18 protein-coding genes are annotated in these 18841 nt (G+C 71.3%); 15 read left to right on the top strand and 3 right to left on the bottom strand.

From position 1 onward, the window contains the following. Positions 1 to 81: 81 nt before the first annotated feature. The 14 genes from ACZ45E_RS15325 (at position 82) to ACZ45E_RS15260 (ending at position 16098) form a co-directional block, all read left to right on the top strand. Positions 82 to 660: a Dps family protein gene (locus ACZ45E_RS15325; protein WP_468220922.1), complete on the top strand. Its 579-nt coding sequence runs from the start codon at positions 82 to 84 to the stop codon at positions 658 to 660. 127 nt (positions 661 to 787) lie between these two features. Continuing rightward, positions 788 to 2728 (top strand): acyl-CoA dehydrogenase family protein, encoded by a 1941-nt coding sequence (locus tag ACZ45E_RS15320; protein ID WP_468220919.1) that lies wholly within the window; start codon positions 788 to 790, stop codon positions 2726 to 2728. A 152-nt stretch (positions 2729 to 2880) separates the two neighbouring features. Further along, on the top strand, positions 2881 to 4161 hold the full coding sequence (gene dxr, locus ACZ45E_RS15315; protein ID WP_468220917.1) for a 1-deoxy-D-xylulose-5-phosphate reductoisomerase: 1281 nt from the start codon (positions 2881 to 2883) through the stop codon (positions 4159 to 4161). Further along, a complete protein-coding gene (locus ACZ45E_RS15310; protein WP_468220914.1) occupies positions 4158 to 5459 on the top strand; it encodes a M50 family metallopeptidase in 1302 nt (433 codons plus the stop codon). Before dxr ends, ACZ45E_RS15310 begins: the two co-directional genes overlap by 4 nt. A 156-nt stretch (positions 5460 to 5615) precedes the next feature. Beyond that, on the top strand, positions 5616 to 6773 hold the full coding sequence (gene ispG, locus ACZ45E_RS15305) for a flavodoxin-dependent (E)-4-hydroxy-3-methylbut-2-enyl-diphosphate synthase (RefSeq protein ID WP_468220912.1): 1158 nt from the start codon (positions 5616 to 5618) through the stop codon (positions 6771 to 6773). A 278-nt stretch (positions 6774 to 7051) separates the two neighbouring features. Next, positions 7052 to 7900 carry a GNAT family N-acetyltransferase gene (locus ACZ45E_RS15300; RefSeq protein ID WP_468220910.1) on the top strand — a complete coding sequence of 283 codons (849 nt, stop codon included), beginning with the start codon at positions 7052 to 7054 and terminating at the stop codon, positions 7898 to 7900. Positions 7901 to 8022: 122 nt separating this feature from the next. Beyond that, positions 8023 to 8769, top strand: a complete 747-nt coding sequence (locus ACZ45E_RS15295; protein WP_468220907.1) for a DUF1684 domain-containing protein — start codon at positions 8023 to 8025, stop codon at positions 8767 to 8769. Positions 8770 to 8821: 52 nt separating this feature from the next. Then, positions 8822 to 10339, top strand: a complete 1518-nt coding sequence (locus ACZ45E_RS15290; protein ID WP_468220905.1) for an ABC transporter substrate-binding protein — start codon at positions 8822 to 8824, stop codon at positions 10337 to 10339. Positions 10340 to 10346: 7 nt separating this feature from the next. Continuing rightward, entirely contained in the window at positions 10347 to 11312 is a 966-nt protein-coding gene (locus ACZ45E_RS15285) for an ABC transporter permease (RefSeq protein WP_468220902.1), read from the top strand. Continuing rightward, positions 11312 to 12139, top strand: a complete 828-nt coding sequence (locus ACZ45E_RS15280; RefSeq protein WP_468220901.1) for an ABC transporter permease — start codon at positions 11312 to 11314, stop codon at positions 12137 to 12139. The genes ACZ45E_RS15285 and ACZ45E_RS15280 overlap by 1 nt, the downstream gene beginning before the upstream one ends. After that, positions 12136 to 12942 carry an ATP-binding cassette domain-containing protein gene (locus ACZ45E_RS15275; protein WP_468220899.1) on the top strand — a complete coding sequence of 269 codons (807 nt, stop codon included), beginning with the start codon at positions 12136 to 12138 and terminating at the stop codon, positions 12940 to 12942. Before ACZ45E_RS15280 ends, ACZ45E_RS15275 begins: the two co-directional genes overlap by 4 nt. Continuing rightward, complete coding sequence (locus ACZ45E_RS15270) at positions 12939 to 13709, top strand: ABC transporter ATP-binding protein (RefSeq protein WP_468220896.1); 771 nt, start codon at positions 12939 to 12941, stop codon at positions 13707 to 13709. The genes ACZ45E_RS15275 and ACZ45E_RS15270 overlap by 4 nt, the downstream gene beginning before the upstream one ends. Before the next feature lie 51 nt (positions 13710 to 13760). Continuing rightward, entirely contained in the window at positions 13761 to 14318 is a 558-nt protein-coding gene (locus ACZ45E_RS15265) for a GNAT family N-acetyltransferase (protein ID WP_468220893.1), read from the top strand. A 79-nt stretch (positions 14319 to 14397) separates the two neighbouring features. Beyond that, a complete protein-coding gene (locus ACZ45E_RS15260) occupies positions 14398 to 16098 on the top strand; it encodes a proline--tRNA ligase (protein ID WP_468220891.1) in 1701 nt (566 codons plus the stop codon). 75 nt (positions 16099 to 16173) lie between these two features. Here the strand turns inward: ACZ45E_RS15260 and ACZ45E_RS15255 are convergent, their stop codons facing one another. From ACZ45E_RS15255 to ACZ45E_RS15245, 3 genes are read right to left on the bottom strand one after another with little or no spacing between them, the layout of a single operon-like run. After that, complete coding sequence (locus ACZ45E_RS15255; RefSeq protein ID WP_468220889.1) at positions 16174 to 17076, bottom strand: aminoglycoside phosphotransferase family protein; 903 nt, start codon at positions 17074 to 17076, stop codon at positions 16174 to 16176. A gap of 48 nt (positions 17077 to 17124) precedes the next feature. Continuing rightward, positions 17125 to 17589 carry a ferritin-like domain-containing protein gene (locus ACZ45E_RS15250; protein ID WP_468220888.1) on the bottom strand — a complete coding sequence of 155 codons (465 nt, stop codon included), beginning with the start codon at positions 17587 to 17589 and terminating at the stop codon, positions 17125 to 17127. A 5-nt stretch (positions 17590 to 17594) separates the two neighbouring features. Continuing rightward, positions 17595 to 18095 carry a hypothetical protein gene (locus ACZ45E_RS15245; protein ID WP_468220885.1) on the bottom strand — a complete coding sequence of 167 codons (501 nt, stop codon included), beginning with the start codon at positions 18093 to 18095 and terminating at the stop codon, positions 17595 to 17597. 227 nt (positions 18096 to 18322) lie between these two features. Between ACZ45E_RS15245 and rimP the strand changes: the two genes are divergently transcribed. Continuing rightward, positions 18323 to 18841 carry a ribosome maturation factor RimP gene (gene rimP / locus ACZ45E_RS15240; RefSeq protein WP_468220884.1) on the top strand — a complete coding sequence of 173 codons (519 nt, stop codon included), beginning with the start codon at positions 18323 to 18325 and terminating at the stop codon, positions 18839 to 18841.

The following is an 18841-nucleotide window of genomic DNA, read 5'->3' as shown; positions in this document are numbered from 1 at the left end:
GCGCTCCACGGCAACTCGCCCCGCCCACGGCCGCCTAACGTCACGGCCGTACCCAGCGCACAGCACCACCGGAGGCGGAACATGACCAGCAACTCCCAGCCCGTGCACGGCAGTCAGCCGTGGCTGCACCAGAAGGGCGAGGTCATCCAGGAGTTCGGGACCGTCAAGCAGTTCCCCGTCGGCCTCTCCTACGAGGCCCGGATGTACGCCTGCCAGCGCCTGAACAAGGTCCTGGCCGACACGCAGATCCTCTACGGCCTCTACAAGAAGCACCACTGGCTGATGCGCGGCGCGACCTTCTACCAGCTGCACATCGTCCTGGACAAGCACGCCGGGGAGCAGCTCGAACTCGTCGACACCCTCGCCGAGCGCGTCCAGTCCCTGGGCGGCGTCGCGGTCGGCGACCCCCGCCACGTCGCGGAGATCACGTCGATCCCGCGGCCCCCGGACGGCGTGGAGGAAGTACCGGCGATGCTCTCCCGCCTTCTGGAGGCCCACGAGGCGATTCTCATCGACGCCCATGACGCCGCGGCCCGCACCGCCGAGCTGGGCGACGACGGCACCAACGACCTCCTGGTCTCGCAGGTGATCAGGGCCGGCGAACGCCAGGCGTGGTTCCTGGCGGAGCACCTGGTCGACACCCCGCTCGTCCGCGCCTGAGAAGCGCCGAACACTCAGGGGTGCGCGAGGGCTGGCCGGTTCGGACCGGATCGGGTACATACGATCGAGTAGCACCGATCGGTAACGGACCGGCCCGGTGCACCCGACGCGCGGCGAGGTGAACCTCATGTCCGCAACACCCCATCCCCGGGCCAAGGTCTCGGAACGGGAGGCCCGGCAGGTCGCCGAGGCCGCCCGGGAACAGGACTGGCGCAAGCCCAGCTTCGCCAAGGAACTGTTCCTCGGCCGCTTCCGGCTCGACCTCATCCATCCGCACCCGATGCCCCCCGACGAGGACGCGCGACGCGGCGAGACCTTCCTCGCCCGGCTGCGGGACTTCTGCGACACGAAGATCGACTCGGCCCGCATCGAGCGCGAGGCCCGGATCCCCGACGAGACGATCAACGGGCTCAAGGAGCTCGGCGCGCTCGGCATGAAGATCGACACCAAGTACGGCGGCCTCGGCCTCACCCAGGTCTACTACAACAAGGCGCTCGCCCTGGCCGGCTCGGCGAGCCCCGCCATCGGGGCGCTGCTCTCCGCCCATCAGTCGATCGGCGTACCGCAGCCGCTGAAGATGTTCGGCACCCAGGAACAGAAGGACGCGTTCCTGCCGCGCTGCGCGCGCACCGACATCAGCGCGTTCCTGCTGACCGAGCCCGACGTGGGCTCCGACCCCGCACGCCTCGCCACGACCGCCGTCCCGGACGGCGACGACTACGTCCTCGACGGGGTGAAGCTGTGGACGACGAACGGGGTCGTCGCGGACCTCCTCGTCGTCATGGCGCGCGTGCCCAGGTCCGACGGGCACAAGGGCGGCATCACCGCGTTCGTCGTGGAGGCCGCGGCGGACGGCATCACCGTCGAGAACCGCAACGCCTTCATGGGCCTGCGCGGCCTGGAGAACGGTGTCACCCGCTTCCACCAGGTACGGGTCCCCGCGGCGAACCGGATCGGACCCGAGGGCGCCGGCCTGAAGATCGCCCTCACCACGCTCAACACCGGCCGCCTCTCCCTGCCCGCGATGTGCGTGGGCGCCGGGAAATGGTGTCTGAAGATCGCCCGCGAATGGTCGGCGGTGCGCGAACAGTGGGGCAAGCCCGTCGCGTTCCACGAAGCGGTCGGTGCGAAGATCTCCTTCATCGCCGCCACCACCTTCGCCCTGGAAGCGGTCCTCGACCTCTCCTCCCAGATGGCCGACGAGGACCGCAACGACATCCGCATCGAGGCCGCCCTCGCCAAGCTGTACGGCTCCGAGATGGCCTGCCTGATGGCCGACGAACTCGTCCAGATCCGCGGCGGCCGCGGCTTCGAGACCGCCGACTCCCTCGCCGCCCGCGGCGAACGCGCCGTCCCCGCCGAACAGGTCCTGCGCGATCTGCGGATCAACCGCATCTTCGAGGGCTCGACCGAGATCATGCATCTGCTGATCGCCCGCGAGGCCGTCGACGCCCACCTGTCCGTCGCCGGCGACCTCATCGACCCGGAGACCTCCCTCACGGACAAGGCCAAAGCAGGCGCGAAGGCCGGCGGCTTCTACGCGAAATGGCTGCCGAAACTGGTCACCGGCCCCGGCCAGCTCCCGCGCTCCTACGCCGAGTTCCACCCGCAGGGCCACCCGGACCTCTCCGGCCACCTGCGCTACGTGGAGCGCTCCGCGCGCAAACTCGCCCGCTCCACCTTCTACGCCATGTCCCGCTGGCAGGGCCGCATGGAGACCAAACAGGGCTTCCTCGGCCGCATCGTCGACATCGGCGCCGAACTCTTCGCCATGAGCGCGGCCTGCGTACGCGCCGAACTCCTGCGCACCACCGAGGAGTACGGCCGCGAGGCCTACCAGCTCGCCGACGCCTTCTGCCGCCAGTCCCGGATCCGCGCCGACGAACTCTTCGACCGCCTGTGGACCAACACCGACGACCTCGACCGCAAGGTCGTCAAGGGCGTCCTCGGCGGCACGTACACCTGGCTGGAACAGGGCATCGTCGACCCGAGCGGCGAAGGCCCCTGGATCGCCGACGCCGCGCCCGGACCCAGCAAGCGGGAGAACGTCCACCGCCCGATCCGCTGACGCCCGCCCCGCCCGACGGATCCGCCGGAGCCCGGCGGATCCGTCACCACAGCACCGGGGCCCGGCTCGCCGACGACAGCTCCCGGAACCCGTACGGAGTCAACCGGGGACACCCTGTCGGCCGCACAGGAAGGCCAGGCAACAATAGGGGCATGACCGACAGCCCATCGCCGCTCGCCGACCCGCACCTCGTCTTCGACCCCGCCCCCGGCGACGCCCCCCGGGACATCGCCGTCCTCGGCTCGACGGGCTCGATCGGCACGCAGGCCATCGACCTCGTGCTGCGCAACCCGGACCGGTTCCGCGTCACCGCCCTCAGCGCCGCCGGCGGCCGGGTCGCCCTCCTGGCCGAGCAGGCGCACCGGCTGCGCGTCCGTACCGTCGCCGTCGCCCGCGAGGACGTCGTGCCCGCGCTGCGCGAGGCGCTGGCCGCGGCGTACGGGCCGGGGGAGCCGCTGCCCGAGATCCTCGCGGGGCCGGACGCCGCCACCGAGATCGCGGGGCGCGGCGACTGCCACACCGTGCTCAACGGCATCACCGGCTCGATCGGCCTGGCGCCCACGCTCGCCGCCCTCGAAGCGGGCCGCACCCTCGCCCTCGCCAACAAGGAGTCGCTGATCGTCGGCGGCCCCCTGGTGAAGGCGGTCGCCGCGCCCGGCCAGATCATCCCGGTCGACTCCGAGCACGCCGCGCTCTTCCAGGCACTGGCCGCCGGCACCCGCGCCGACGTCCGCAAGCTCGTCGTCACCGCGTCCGGCGGCCCCTTCCGCGGCCGCACCAAGGCCGACCTGGCCGACGTCACGGTCGAGGACGCGCTCGCCCACCCGACCTGGGCGATGGGCCCGGTCATCACGGTCAACTCGGCGACCCTGGTCAACAAGGGCCTGGAGGTCATCGAGGCGCACCTGCTCTACGACATCCCGTTCGACCGCATCGAGGTCGTCGTGCACCCGCAGTCCTACGTGCACTCCATGGTCGAGTACGTCGACGGCTCGTCCATCCTCCAGGCGACCCCGCCCGACATGCGCGGCCCGATCGCCATCGGCCTCGGCTGGCCCGAGCGGATCCCGGACGCGGCCCCCGCCTTCGACTGGACAAAGGCCGCGAGCTGGGAGTTCTACCCCCTCGACAACGACGCGTTCCCGTCGGTGGGCCTCGCCCGGCACGTGGGCGAGCTCGCGGGCACGGCCCCGGCGGTGTTCAATGCCGCCAACGAGGAATGCGTCGCCGCGTTCTTGAAGGGCGCCCTGCCGTTCAACGGGATCATGGAGACCGTGACGAAGGTGGTCGAGGAACACGGCGCCCCCTCGACGTCGGCGCCGGGAACCTCTCTCACCGTCGCGGACGTCCTCGAAGCGGAGACCTGGGCACGCGCCCGGGCCCGTGAACTGACGGCGACGAACCGGACGACGACCGCGGAGGCTCGTGCATGACGACCTTGATGATGATTCTCGGCGTAGTCGTCTTCGTGGTGGGCCTGCTCATCTCCATCGCCTGGCACGAACTGGGCCACCTGTCGACGGCGAAGCTCTTCGGCATCCGCGTCCCGCAGTACATGGTCGGCTTCGGACCCACCATCTTCTCGCGGAAGAAGGGCGACACCGAGTACGGCGTCAAGGCGATCCCCCTCGGCGGCTACATCCGCATGATCGGCATGTTCCCGCCCGGCGCGGACGGCCGGATCGAGTCCCGCTCGACCTCGCCGTTCCGCTCCATGGTGGAGGACGCCCGCGCGGCCGCCTTCGAGGAGCTGCAGCCCGGCGACGAGACGCGCCTGTTCTACACGCGCAAGCCGTGGAAGCGCGTCATCGTCATGTTCGCGGGCCCCTTCATGAACCTGATCCTCGCGGTCGGCCTCTTCTTCGTGGTCCTCATGGGCTTCGGCGTCACCCAGCAGACGAACATGGTCGAGTCGGTCTCGCCGTGCGTCATCCAGGCCAGCGCCCAGCGCGACACCTGCAAGGCGTCCGACCCGCAGTCCCCGGCGAAGGCCGCGGGCCTGCAGCCCAAGGACAAGATCATCTCGTTCGACGGGGTCACGACGGACAAGTGGAACACCCTGTCCGACGAGATCCGCGAGAGCGCGGGCAGGACCGTCCCGGTCGTCGTGGAGCGCGACGGACAGCGCAAGACGCTCACCGCGACCATCGCCACGAACCAGGTCGCGAAGAAGGACTCCAGCGGCCAGATCACCGACGGCTACGTCAAGGCGGGCTTCCTCGGCTTCACCGCCGCCACCGGCGTCGTCCACCAGGACTTCGGTGACTCCGTGACGTGGATGGGCGACCGGGTCGGCGACGCCGTCGACTCCATCGTCGCCCTCCCGGCGAAGATCCCCGCCCTGTGGGACGCGGCGTTCGGCGACGGCCCCCGCGACCAGGACTCACCGATGGGCGTGGTCGGCGCGGCCCGCGTCGGCGGCGACATCGCCGCCCTCGACATCCCCGCCACCCAGAAGCTGGCCATGTCGTTGATGCTGGTCGCCGGCTTCAACCTGTCGCTCTTCCTGTTCAACATGCTGCCGCTGCTCCCGCTCGACGGCGGGCACATCGCGGGCGCCCTGTGGGAGGCGCTGCGGCGCAACCTGGCCCGGATCTTCCGCCGCCCCGACCCGGGCCCCTTCGACGTGGCGAAGCTCATGCCGGTCGCGTACGTGGTGGCCGGGATCTTCGTCTGCTTCACGATCCTCGTACTGATCGCGGACGTCGTTAACCCGGTGCGAATCTCCTGATTGCGTGGGGTTCATGGCGGCCGGGCATCCTGTGTGCCCGGCCGCTCACCTTTGAGTGGGTTTACGGGGCGCGGTGTGCTCGGTCGTGCGCCGGTGACGTAATCTCGGAAGCCTCTGGACTCGATCCTCGATCCATACCTTGGGGTTGCACAGCAGATGACTGCGATTTCACTCGGCATGCCGGATGTCCCGATCAAGCTCGCCGAGCGGCGCAAGAGCCGGCAGATCCAGGTCGGCACGGTCGCCGTCGGCGGGGACGCCCCGATCTCGGTGCAGTCGATGACGACGACGCGGACGTCCGACATCGGCGCCACGCTCCAGCAGATCGCCGAGCTGACCGCGTCCGGCTGCCAGATCGTGCGTGTGGCCTGCCCCACGCAGGACGACGCCGACGCGCTGCCCGTCATCGCCAAGAAGTCGCAGATCCCGGTCATCGCCGACATCCACTTCCAGCCGAAGTACGTCTTCGCCGCCATCGAGGCGGGCTGCGCCGCGGTCCGGGTCAACCCGGGCAACATCAAGCAGTTCGACGACAAGGTCAAGGAGATCGCCAAGGCGGCGCGGGAGCACGGCACCCCCATCCGCATCGGCGTGAACGCGGGCTCCCTCGACCGCCGCCTGCTCCAGAAGTACGGCAAGGCGACCCCCGAGGCGCTCGCCGAGTCGGCGCTCTGGGAGGCGTCCCTCTTCGAGGAGCACGACTTCCGCGACATCAAGATCTCGGTCAAGCACAACGACCCGGTCGTCATGGTCAACGCCTACCGCCTCCTCGCCGAGCAGTGCGACTACCCGCTGCACCTCGGCGTCACCGAGGCGGGCCCCGCCTTCCAGGGCACCATCAAGTCGGCCGTCGCGTTCGGCGCGCTGCTCTCCGAGGGCATCGGCGACACCATCCGCGTCTCGCTCTCCGCCCCGCCGGTCGAGGAGATCAAGGTCGGCAACCAGATCCTGGAGTCGCTGGGCCTGCGCCCGCGCCGCCTGGAGATCGTCTCCTGCCCGTCCTGCGGCCGCGCCCAGGTCGACGTCTACAAGCTGGCCGAAGAGGTCACCGCCGGTCTCGACGGCATGGAGGTCCCGCTGCGCGTGGCCGTCATGGGCTGCGTCGTGAACGGGCCGGGCGAGGCCCGTGAGGCCGACCTCGGCGTCGCCTCCGGCAACGGCAAGGGCCAGATCTTCGTCAAGGGTGAGGTCATCAAGACCGTCCCCGAGTCGAAGATCGTGGAGACGCTGATCGAGGAGGCGCTGAAGATCGCCGAGCAGATGGAGAAGGACGGCGTGGCCTCCGGCGAGCCCACCGTGGCCGTCGCGGGCTGACATCGGCTCGGGGGTCGGTTCTTCGCGCGCTCGTCTGCGGGCGTCTCTTGGAGAGCGGGCTCGCCTCGCGTCGTGGCTGGTTGCGCAGTTTCCCGCGCCCCTGGAGCATGCGGCTCCGCCGCGGGGGCGCGAGAAGCCCCACCGGACCCGCGCCCGCGACCCGACCCGGACCCGGCGAACGAGCAGGCGAAGGGCCGCCGAACGCAGGCCCCCTGCGACCCCAGGCACCGCCAGGTACAGTGCGGAGATCAGCAGCGCCCACCCCAAAGGCCCCGCACGTGTTGACCCAGACCACCACACGGGTCCTCGAACCGAGTGACCTCGACGCCGCGCTCGCCGTGCTCGCCCGCGAGCCGGTCGCCAATGCCTTCGTGACGGCCCGCGTCCGCATCGCGGGCCTCGACCCGTGGCGTCTCGGCGGCGAGATGTGGGGCTGGTACGAGGACGGCATGCTCGAGTCGCTCTGCTATGCGGGCGCCAACCTCGTGCCGATCTGCGCGACCGACCGCGCTGTCCGCGGCTTCGCCGACCGGGCGCGGCGGGCCGGCCGCCGCTGCTCCTCGATCGTCGGGCCCGCCGGACCGACCTCCCTGCTGTGGCGGCTGCTGGAGGCGAACTGGGGCCCCGCCCGCGACGTACGGCCCCACCAGCCGCTGATGGTGACGGACCGGATGCCCGCCGATATCGCCCCGGACCCGTACGTGCGCCGCATCCGCAAGGACGAGATGGACGCGATCATGCCGGCCTGCGTCGCGATGTTCACCGAGGAGGTCGGCGTCTCCCCGATGGCGGGCGACGGCGGCCTGCTCTACCAGGCGCGGGTGGCCGAACTGGTCGGCTCCGGGCGCTCGTTCGCCCGCCTCGACGAGCACGGCAAGGTCGTCTTCAAGGCGGAGATCGGCGCCGCCACCGACCAGGCCTGCCAGATCCAGGGCGTCTGGGTGGCCCCCGAGTACCGCGGCCGCGGCCTCGCCGCCCCCGGCATGGCCGCCGTGCTGCGCTACGCCCTGGCCGATGTCGCCCCCGTCGTCAGCCTCTACGTCAACGACTTCAACACCCCGGCCCGTGCCGCGTACCGGCGCGTGGGTTTCGAGGAGGTCGGGGCCTTCATGAGCGTCCTGTTCTAGGACGCTCCTCCCGTACATGTGGTGCCCGTCTCATCTTTTTAACGACGTTTGACATTAGTGAGCCTTATGGACCATAAAGGGAGAACTTTGGTTCAAGGTTCACTGACTGTAGGTGCCACGCGATGTCTGTTTCCGGCCATGCCGCCCTGTCCGACGACCCCCAGGGGGCCTGGGAGGCATGGCGCGCCGAGCGGCACCGCTCGGTGACCGCCCCCACCGGGAACCTCGCTCTCGTCGAGACCCGTTGGCTGGCCGCCGGTGAACTCCCCGACCTGGACGCCGCCCGCGCCGGCGAGTCCGACTCGGTGACGGTCACCGCCCTGGAGCGGAGCGACATGGTCTCCGGCGCGCCCGAGCACGGCCTGCGCCGCTGGGACGCGAACTCCCCGGCCATCCAGGACTTCGAGCGCATCGACGCCTTCCCGTACGACCCGCGGTGGGTCCTCGACGCCACGTACACGCCCGTCGAGGGCGCCCGCCTCGTCGCCTTCGAGCACCTCCGCGACAACGGCGGCACCCGCGAGAAGGTCGTCCCCGGCGACATCAGCCTCACCGTCGACGGCACCGCCTACACGCTCTCCGCCTTCGACGACGACGGCACGCTCCTGCTCGTCTTCGGCGATCCCACCAACGGCGACACCACGTACGGCGCCGGCCGCTTCCTCTTCGTGGATCACGTCGAGCCCGTCGACGACACCGGCCGGGGCCGCGTACGCCTCGACTTCAACCGGGCCTTCGTGCCCCCGTGCGGCTTCTCCGATCAGTACAACTGTCCGATGCCGCCGCGGCAGAACCGCTTCCACCTCCCCGTAGAGGCGGGCGAGAAGCTCCCGGTCTTCCGCGACGGCGCCACCGGCACCGCCCACTGATCCCCCCGCCACCCTCCGCCGCTCTCCCCGAAGCTCCGCGCAAAGGCACCCCATGAACCTTCCCAAGAAGCCCCTCTCCCTCGGCGTGCTCACCGTCGCCCTCGCGGTCACGCTCGCCGCCTGCGGTGGTGGTGGCAACTCCGCCTCCGGCAACGGCGGTTACGACAAGAACGCCGCCGTCAACATAGGCTCGCTCTACGAGCCGCAGAACCTGGACAACACCGCCGGCGGCGGCCAGGGCGTCACCGAAGCCCTCAACGGCAACGTCTACGAGGGCCTCTTCCGCCTCACCGACGACGGCAAGACCGACAAGCTCCTCGCCCAGGAGTACAAGGTCGGCGGCGACGGACTCACGTACACCTTCACCCTCCGCGACGACGTCAAGTTCCACAGTGGCAAGGCCCTCACCAGCAAGGATGTCAAGTACAGCCTGGAGAAGGTGATCGCGAAGGACTCGCAGTCCGCGCGCAAGGCCAACCTTGAGGTCATCAAGGACATCGCCACCCCGGACGCGAAGACCGTCAAGGTCACGCTGAAGAAGAAGTCGATCTCCTTCGTCTACAACCTCTCCTACGTCTGGATCATCAACGCCGACGCGAAGAACCTGAAGACGACGGAAGACGGCACCGGCCCGTACAAGCTGAGGAAGTGGACGCGCGGCTCGGCGCTCAGCCTCGACCGGTTCAGCGGCTACAGGGGCTCCGCCGCCAAGAACAAGCAGGCCGTCTTCCACTACTACAAGGACGCGACGGCCCTCAACAACGCGCTCCTCACCAACGCCGTCGACGTCGTCACCAGCGAGCAGTCGCCGGACGCCCTCGACCAGTTCAAGTCCAACCAGAACTACAAGGTCAACGACGGCGAGTCGACGACCAAGCTGCTCCTCGCCTTCAACGACAAGGCCAAGCCGTTCACCGACGTCAAGGTGCGCCGGGCCGTCTCCGCCGCCATCGACGACAAGAAGCTCCTCGCATCCGTCTGGGGCGGCTACGGCAAGGAGATCGGGTCGATGGTGCCGCCCACCGACCCCTGGTACGAGGACCTGACCAAGGTCAACGCGTACGACGTCACGCAGGCGAAGAAGCTGCTGAAGGAGGCCGGGTACGACAAGGGCTTCAGCTTCACGCTGGACACCCCGAACTACGACCCGCACCCCACCGCCGCCACCTTCATCAAGTCGCAGCTCGCCAAGGTCGGCATCACCGTCAAGATCAACACGATCACGCCCGACGAGTGGTACACGAAGGTCTACAAGAACCACGACTTCACGGCGACGCTCCAGGAGCACGTCAACGACCGCGACCTCGTCTGGTACGGCAACCCCGACTTCTACTGGGGCTACGACGACCAGCAGGTCCAGAAGTGGGTCGAGCAGGCCGAGGAGGCCTCCAGCACGCAGGCGCAGACCGAGCTGCTGAAGAAGGTCAACCGCAGGACCGCCGAGGACGCGGCCAGCGACTGGCTGTACCTGTATCCGCAGATCGTCGTCGCGAGCACGAAGCTGTCGGGCTACCCGCTCAACGGCCTCAACTCGCAGTTCTTCGCGTACGACATCAAGAAGAGCAGCTGACCCTCCCATGGTCAGGTACCTCCTGCGGAGGCTGGTGTTCCTGCTGGTCTCCCTCGTCCTCGCGTCCGTCGTGCTCTTCGTGCTGCTGCGGATGCTGCCCGGCGACCCGGCGAACGCGCTCACCTCGGTGGGCGCCTCGCCGGAGCAGATCGCCGCGGCCCGCCACTCCATCGGCTCCGACCAGCCGCTGCCGCAGCAGTTCACCCACTGGGTCGGCCAGTTGGCGAGCGGCGACCTCGGCACGTCGTTCGTCAGCTCGCTGCCGGTGGGCCCCGAGGTCTCGCAGCGCCTGAACGTGACCGTGCCGCTGACCCTCTCGGCGTTCGTGCTCGCCGTGCTCGTCGCCGTCCCCGCCGGGTTCGTGGCCGCGTACAAGAAGAACACCTGGTACGGGGCGCTGCTCAGCGGCGTCTCGCAACTGGGCATCGCCGTCCCGGTGTTCTGGCTCGGCATGATCCTCATCGCCGTCTTCGCGCTGAACGCGGGCTGGCTGCCGTCCGGCGGCTTCCCGCAGGACGGCTGGGACACCCCGGCCGAGGCGGTCCGCTCGCTGGTCCTGCCGGTGGTGACGGTGGCGCTGGTGATGTCGGCGTCCCTGATCCGGTACGTACGCTCGGCCACCCTCGACGTCCTCGGCAGCGAGTACCTGCGCACCGCGCGGGCGCTCGGCTCGTCGTTCGGCCGGGCCATGTGGCGCCACGGGCTGCGCAACGCCGCCGTGCCGGTCATCTCGGTGCTCGGCATCGAGCTGGCGTCCACGCTGCTCGGCGCCGTGGTCGTCGAGTCCGTGTACGCGCTGCCGGGCCTCGGCTCGATGCTCGCGACCGGCATCGCGCAGCACGACTACCCGGTGATCCAGGGCGTGCTGTTCGTATCGACGTTCGCCGTGCTGATCATCGGGTTCGTGGCGGACCTCGTGCAGCGGATCGTGGACCCGCGGCTGCGGGGTCGGCTGTCGGGCGGTGGTGCGTGATGAAGCGCAGATCGTCCCTGACCCTGTGGACGGGCGGGGTGCTGGCGGGCCTCGTCGTCCTGCTCGCCCTCGTCTCCCTCTTCTGGCTGCCCTACGACAGCGACGACACCTCCGGCGGGCGGCTCGCCGGCCCCGGCGACGGGCACCTGCTCGGCACCGACAAGCTGGGCCGAGACCTGTTCACGCAGCTCATGACCGGCTCCCGGATCGCCCTGGAGTCCGGGCTCGGCGCGGTGACCGTCGCCGCGCTGCTCGGCGTCACCCTCGGCGTCCTCGCGGCGTTCGCGCAGGGCTGGTTCGACGACACGCTCTCCGCGCTGCTCGACATCCTCATCGCGTTCCCGACGCTGCTGCTCGCCATGCTGATCGTCGCCGCGCGGTCGGCGACGCTCGGCTCCGCGATCCTCGCGATCGGCCTCGCGCAGAGCGCGGTGGTGGCCCGCCTGACGCGGATCCTGGTCAAGCGTGTCCTCGCGCGGGACTACATCACCGCCTCCCGCACCTCGGGCACGTCCTGGCCGCGGGTCGTCGCCGGGCACGTGCTGCCCAACATCTGGCCGACGCTCGCGGTCAACCTCGCGCTCCAGTTCGGCCTCGCCGTGCTCGCCGAGGCGGGCCTGTCCTACCTGGGCCTCGGCGCACCGCCGCCGAACGCCTCATGGGGCCGCATGCTCCAGGAGGCCCAGGCGACGTTCACCACGGCACCGGCGGGCGCGCTCGCCCCGGGCGTGCTGCTCGTCCTCCTGGTGATCGGCGTCAACCTGATCGCGGACGGGCTGCGCGACGTCCTCGACCCGACCGCGCGCAAGGGGAGGGCCGCGCTGTGAACGACGTCCTGCTGTCGGTGTCCGGCCTGACGATCCGTACCGCCGAAGGGCGCCCGCTCGTCTCGGAGCTGAGCTTCGACATCGCGCGCGGCGAACGGCTCGGCCTCATCGGCGAGTCCGGCTCCGGCAAGTCCCTGACCACCCTGGCCGCGCTCGGCCTGCTGCCGCCCGGCATGACGGTGACCGGCAGCGTCGAGCTGGACGGCACGCAGATCGTCGGCGCCGCCGAACGGACCCTCGTGGGCGTACGCGGCCGAAGCGCGGCCGTCGTCTTCCAGGAGCCGCTGACCGCGCTCGACCCGTTGATGCGGGTGGGCCGCCAGATCGCCGAACCCCTGCGCCGACGACGGCAGCTGAAAGGCGCGGAGCTGCGGACCGCGGTGACCGCACTGCTCGGCCAGGTGCGGCTGCCCGACCCGGACCGCGTCGCCCGCGCCTTCCCGCACGAGATCTCCGGCGGCCAGCGCCAGCGGGTCGCGCTCGCCATGGCCCTCGCCTGCGAACCGGCGCTGCTCATCGCCGACGAACCGACCACGGCCCTCGACGTGACGGTGCAGTCCGAGATGCTCGACCTGATCGACGGGCTCGTCCGCGAACGCGGCATGGCCGTGCTCTTCGTCAGCCACGACCTCGCCGTCGTCTCGCGCGTCACCGACCGGGTGCTGGTCATGAAGGACGGCCGCGCGGTCGAGACGGGCGCCGTCGCCGACGTCGTACGGGCACCCCGCGAGGAGTACACCAAAGCGCTGGTCGACAGCGCACGCCGACTGGAATCGGCGCTCGATCTGGGAGGTGCGCGATGACTCCGATCCTGGAGCTCGACGCCGTGTCGTACGCGTACCGGGGGAGCACGGACCCGGTCGTCCGGGACGTGTCCGTGGCCGTGGAGGCCGGGCAGAGCCTGGCGCTCGTCGGCGAGTCAGGGGCCGGCAAGACGACGCTGCTGCGCATGCTGCTCGGCCTCGCAGGACCCACCACCGGGACCGTGCGCTTCGACGGGGCGGAACTGCGGCTGCGCGACCGGGCCCTGATGAAGGCGTTCCGGCGCAGCGTCCAGTGCGTCTTCCAGGACCCGTACGCCTCCCTGGACCCGCGCCGCCGCGTCCGCCGCATCGTGGCCGAACCCCTCACCTCCCTCGGCGTCGCCTCCGGCGCGGACGCCGCGCGGCGCGTCGCCGAGGCGCTCGAACGGGTGGGCCTCCCGGCGGACGCGGGGGAGCGCTACCCGCACGAGTTCTCCGGCGGCCAGCGCCAGCGCATCGCCATCGCGCGGGCCACCGTCTGCGACCCGCGGGTCCTCCTCGCCGACGAACCCGTCTCCGCGCTCGACGTCACGACCCGCGTGAAGGTCGTCGACCTGCTGGCCGAGCTGAAGGAGACGGCGGGCCTCACGGTCGTCATGGTCTCCCACGACCTGTCCGTGGTGGCCGCCCTGTGCGAACGCACCGCCGTGCTGGAGCGCGGCCGGGTCGTCGAGTCGGGCGCCACGGCCACGGTCCTCGGCGCCCCCGCGCACGCCTACACCCGGCGCCTGCTGGAGAGCGTGCCGCGGCTCCCCGCGGCGGGCTGACCCCGCGGCCCGCCCGTACGGCCGGGCCATGCCCCGGGGTACTCTCCGGGAATGCCGCACCGGAACCGTACGGACGACGCCGCCGTCACCATCGGCCCCCTCGATCTGCACGCCCGCATCGACGAGGCGCTCGCCGTCCAGGCCCACGCCTTCGGCCTCAGCGACGACGAGATCGCCGTCCGCCGCCAGATCGTGCTGCGCCACATCACCTACGCCGGGGCCCGCGCACTCGGCGCCACGACGGAGACCGGCCGCCTCGTCGGCTTCGTCTACGGCATGCCGAACGACCGCACCCACTGGTGGTCCACGGTCGTCGAGCCGTACCTGCGCGCGGCCGGCCACGACCACTGGCTCGACGACTCCTTCGTCATCACCGAGCTGCACGTCCACCCCGGCTACCAGAACCGCGGCATCGGCCGCACCCTCATCACCACCATCACCGACGCCGCCACCCAGCCCCGCTCGATCCTCTCCGCGATCGACTTCGACAGCCCGGCCCGCGGCCTCTACCACTCCCTCGGCTACGACGACCTGTCCCGCCAGGTCCTGTTCCCGAGCGCCCCGAAGCCGTACGCGGTGATGGGCGCGCCCCTCCCGCTGCGCCGCTGAGACGGACCGATTTCCGGCCGCGCCCACCGCCCGGCTAACCTCCTGGACACAACCCTTTCGTCGCAGGAGTCGAGAAATCATGGCCAAGGCCCAGGTCCAGCGCATGTCCCGCTTGATGGTGAAGACCCTGCGCGATGACCCGGCTGACGCCGAGGTGCTCAGCCACAAACTGCTGGTCCGCGCCGGTTTCGTGCGCCGCACCGCCGCCGGCGTCTGGTCCTGGCTGCCGCTCGGCCGCAAGGTCTACGCCAACGTCGAGCGCGTCGTCCGCGAGGAGATGGACGCCATCGGCGCCCAGGAGGTCCTGCTCCCCGCCCTCCTGCCCAAGGAGCCCTACGAGGCGACCGGCCGCTGGGAGGAGTACGGCGCCGAGCTGTTCCGCCTCAACGACCGCAAGGGCGGCGACTACCTCCTCGGCCCCACCCACGAGGAGATCTTCACCCAGCTGGTCAAGGACCAGTGCACGTCCTACAAGGACCTGCCGGTGATCCTCTACCAGATCCAGACCAAGTACCGCGACGAGGCCCGCCCCCGCGCCGGCATCCTGCGCGGCCGCGAGTTCCAGATGAAGGACTCGTACTCCTTCGACCTGACGGACGAGGGCCTCGCCGAGTCGTACGCCCTGCACCGCGCCGCCTACCAGCGCATCTTCGAGCGCCTCGGCCTCGACTACCGCATCTGCGCCGCCACCGCCGGTGCCATGGGCGGCTCCAAGTCCGAGGAGTTCCTGGCCCCGGCCGCGGCCGGCGAGGACACCTTCGCCGACTGCCCGAACTGCGACTACGCGGCCAACACCGAAGCGGTCACGTACGCGCTGAAGCCGGTGGACGCGGCCGGCGCCCCCGCGCTCGAAGAGATCCCCACGCCCGACACCCCGACGATCGAGACGCTCGCCGCCCACCTCGACGTCCCGGCGTCGGCCACGCTCAAGAACCTGCTGGTCAAGGTCGCCGGCGAGATCGTCGCCATCGGTGTCCCCGGCGACCGCGAGGTCGACCTGGACAAGGTCGAGGCCCACTTCTCCCCGGCCGCCGTCGAGCTCGTGACGGCCGAGGACTTCGAGGGCCGCGACGACCTCGTGCGCGGCTACGTCGGCCCGCAGGGCCTGGAGAAGGTCACCTACCTCGCCGACCCGCGCGTCGCCACCGGCACCGCCTGGATCACCGGCGCCAACAAGGACGGCGTCCACGCCAGGAACGTCGTCGCGGGCCGTGACTTCGAGGTCTCCGAGTACGTCGACGTCGTCGTGGTGCAGGAGGGCGACCCGTGCCCCGCCTGCGGCACAGGGCTCAAGCTGGACCGCGCCATCGAGATCGGCCACATCTTCCAGCTCGGCCGCAAGTACGCCGACGCCTTCCAGCTCGACGTGCTCGGCCCGAACGGCAAGCCGGTCCGCGTCACCATGGGCTCCTACGGCATCGGCGTCTCCCGCGCCGTCGCCGCCCTCGCCGAACAGCACGCCGACGACAAGGGCCTCATCTGGCCCGAGGAGATCGCCCCGGCCGACGTGCACGTCGTCGCCGCCGGCAAGGCCCTCCAGACCGAGCTGGCCCTGGAGGTCTCCGACAAGCTGGCCGCGGCCGGCGTCCGCGTCCTGGTCGACGACCGGCCCGGCATCTCCCCGGGCGTGAAGTTCACCGACTCCGAGCTGATCGGTGTGCCGAAGATCCTGGTCGCCGGGCGGCGCAGCGCCGACGGCGTCCTGGAGCTGAAGGACCGCCGCACCGGCGAGCGCGAGGAGCTCACGGTCGAGGAGGCCGTGGCCCGCCTCACCGCCTAGTCGTCTCGCACAGAACAGCGCCCCGGACCATCCGATCCGGGGCGCTGTCCTGCCTCGTACGTCTCAGAGCCTGTCTCAGAGCCAGCCCGCGAACTCCAGCAGGTTCTCGCCGTCCCGCTCGCGCCCCACCCGCAGCGCCCGCACCCCGGACTCCACGGCCCGGAACAGCGTCCAGCCCCGCAGCCGCTCCTGGTCCACGTCGAGGGACTCGGCGAGGCGCTTCACACGGCGGCGCGTGATGGCAGGCCCGGACGGGGAGCCGATCAGATCCTCGACCCGGTCCCGCACCAGCCGCGCCAGATCGAAGGCACACTCGCCCACGACCGGGTCGGGGCCGATGGTCAGCCACGGCATCCGCTCGCCCTGGAGCACCTTGCTCTGCCGGAACGTGCCGTGCAGCAGACGGAGTTCGGGCGGCGCCGTCACCAGTTCGTCCCGTGCCCCCAGGGCCGCGTCGACCAGCGGCGCCACCTCCGGGAAGGCGTCCACGCTCGCCCGCATCGCCGCCGCCTGCCGGCCCGTGCGCTCGGGCACGGTCTCGCAGTTGCGCCCGGCGGGCGGCTCCGTCCACAGCCGGCGCAGCGTCCCCGCCGCCTCCAGCAGCGCCTTCGCCTCCGGCAGCGTCCGCACGGAGACCTCGGGGTGCAGCCGCTCCAGGAGCAGCGCCCCGTCGTTGACCCCCGGATCGAGCAGCCGTACCGCGCCGAACCCGTCCCAGTGCGTCAGCGCCGCCCGCTCCGCCTCGGGGCGGAACCGCTCGGGCGCCAGCTTCAGCACCGCGGGCGCGCCGTCCGCGGCCCGGACATGGGCGACCACGCTGCTGCGTCCGCCGGGCACGTGGATGCGCTCCACGGTCACCCCACGCCGGGCCGCGGCCTCGTCGAGCAGATCACCGGCCCGGCCGAGCCACGCCGACGCCCCGTCGTCGCGCACCTCGCCGAGCGCGTTCACCAGCCGCTGCGGCGGTTCGAAAGCCATGCGCGAGAGTTTCCTTCCAGGCTGCGCGGCCACTGCCCCAGTGACCGCTCACGTACGCGGAGACGCCGGGGCCGACGCGGAAGGCGCCGTGGCCCGTTCGGCGAGCCCAGGGAAGGCTACGCTCCCGCCGCGCCACCGCACCGCACGGACCGCCGCCTCCCGCAGCGCGTCCGCCGCGCCCCGGCGCCGGTCGCCGGTGGCCGCCCGGACGAGGTCCGAGTACACCCCGGCGACCTTGTCCTCGATGTCCGCCGCGAGCCGGGCCGCCGCCGCCGAGTCCGGCACCGGGAACGGGAGCGCGTACGCACCCGCCGACTCCTCGGGGTCGCCGCCCAGGTCCCGCACCGTGCGCCGCAGCTCGTCGCGGCGGGCGCGATGCGCGTCGTACGCGGCCTTCGCCTCCGCGCGGCGGCCCTCGCGGATCCGGCCGCCGACCACCCCGTACCCGTACACCGCCGCGTGCTCCGCGCGCAGCGCCGCCTGCACCGAGGCGAGCAGTCCGCTCTCGTCCATCCCCGTCACTCCTCCGTCAGCAGGTACGCGTGCCCCGCGCCGGCCGCCGCCACCGAAGCGAGCAGCCGCGCGTGCTCGGCCGGGACGGCGGGGTCGACGAGAGCCGCCGTCCGCCGGTCCGACAGGCCGCGCTCGGCTGCCGCCAGCGCCTTCAGCACGTCCTTCTCGGCCACCGGCGGCGTGGTCGGCGACGGGGCGAGCGCCGACGGCCCGGCAGCCCCGCCGAACGCCTTCACGTGCCGCTCGACCTCCGCGCGCAGCGGGTGGAGCCGGGCGGCGAGCGAGGGATGCGCGGCGAGCGCCGCGTCGTAGCTCCCCACCAGATCCGCGCTCTCCCGGGCCGCCCGCGCCTTCAGCCGCCGCTCACGGGAGGCGGCGGGGGCGCCCGCGGCCTCGGCGCCCTCGTCGCCGCCCCCGGAACAACCGGTCAGCAGCGCGGCCCCGGCCAGCGAGGCGAGCAGACTCCTACGGCGTGGCCCCGGGCGGGCCTGGATGGTGAGCGGCACGGGCGGTCGTCCTCGGCAGAAAGGCGCGGCGCGAAGCAGCGGGACACGGCGGGGCGGGAGGGCTCGGAGCGGTTTCGGCACGACCGGGACGGAGCGGCCGGTGATCACCGTACAGTCGCCCCCTGCCCGGTGGACCGCAACACCCCCCTGGACCGGATACCCTTTGACCTGACACGCATGGAACGCCGACACACCACAACAGCACACGCGGCCGAGGAGTCACCCGGATGAGCACGACCCAGAACGAGAGGCTGCGGGAACTACTGGAACCGCTCGTCGGCTCCCAGGGGCTCGACCTCGAAGAGATCGAACTCGCCTCGGTAGGACGCAAGCGCGTGCTGCGTGTCGTCGTGGACTCCGACGAAGGAGCCGACCTCGACCGGATCGCCGATGTGAGCCGCGCGCTCTCGGCGAAGCTCGACGAGCCCGACGGCACCGCCGTGATGGGCGACGGCGAGTACGAGCTGGAGGTCGGGACGCCGGGCGCCGAGCGTGTCCTCACCGAGCACCGCCACTACGTCCGCGCCACGGACCGCCTCGTCCGGTTCCAGCTGACCGACGAGTCCGAGGTGGTCGCGCGCATTCTGGCGGTCGACGACGACGGCCTCGATCTCGAAGTGCCGGGCGTGAAGGGCCGCAAGGCCACCGCCCGACGACTCGGCTTCACGGACATCGCCAAGGCGCGCGTCCAGGTCGAGTTCAACCGCAAGCCCAAGAACGACGCTCAAGAAGTAGAGGAGGCGTAG

The organism is Streptomyces sp. NPDC030991 (assembly GCF_055571235.1).
Note: the sequence above shows the minus strand (reverse complement) of the source record. Positions and strands in the feature narration are given on the sequence as shown.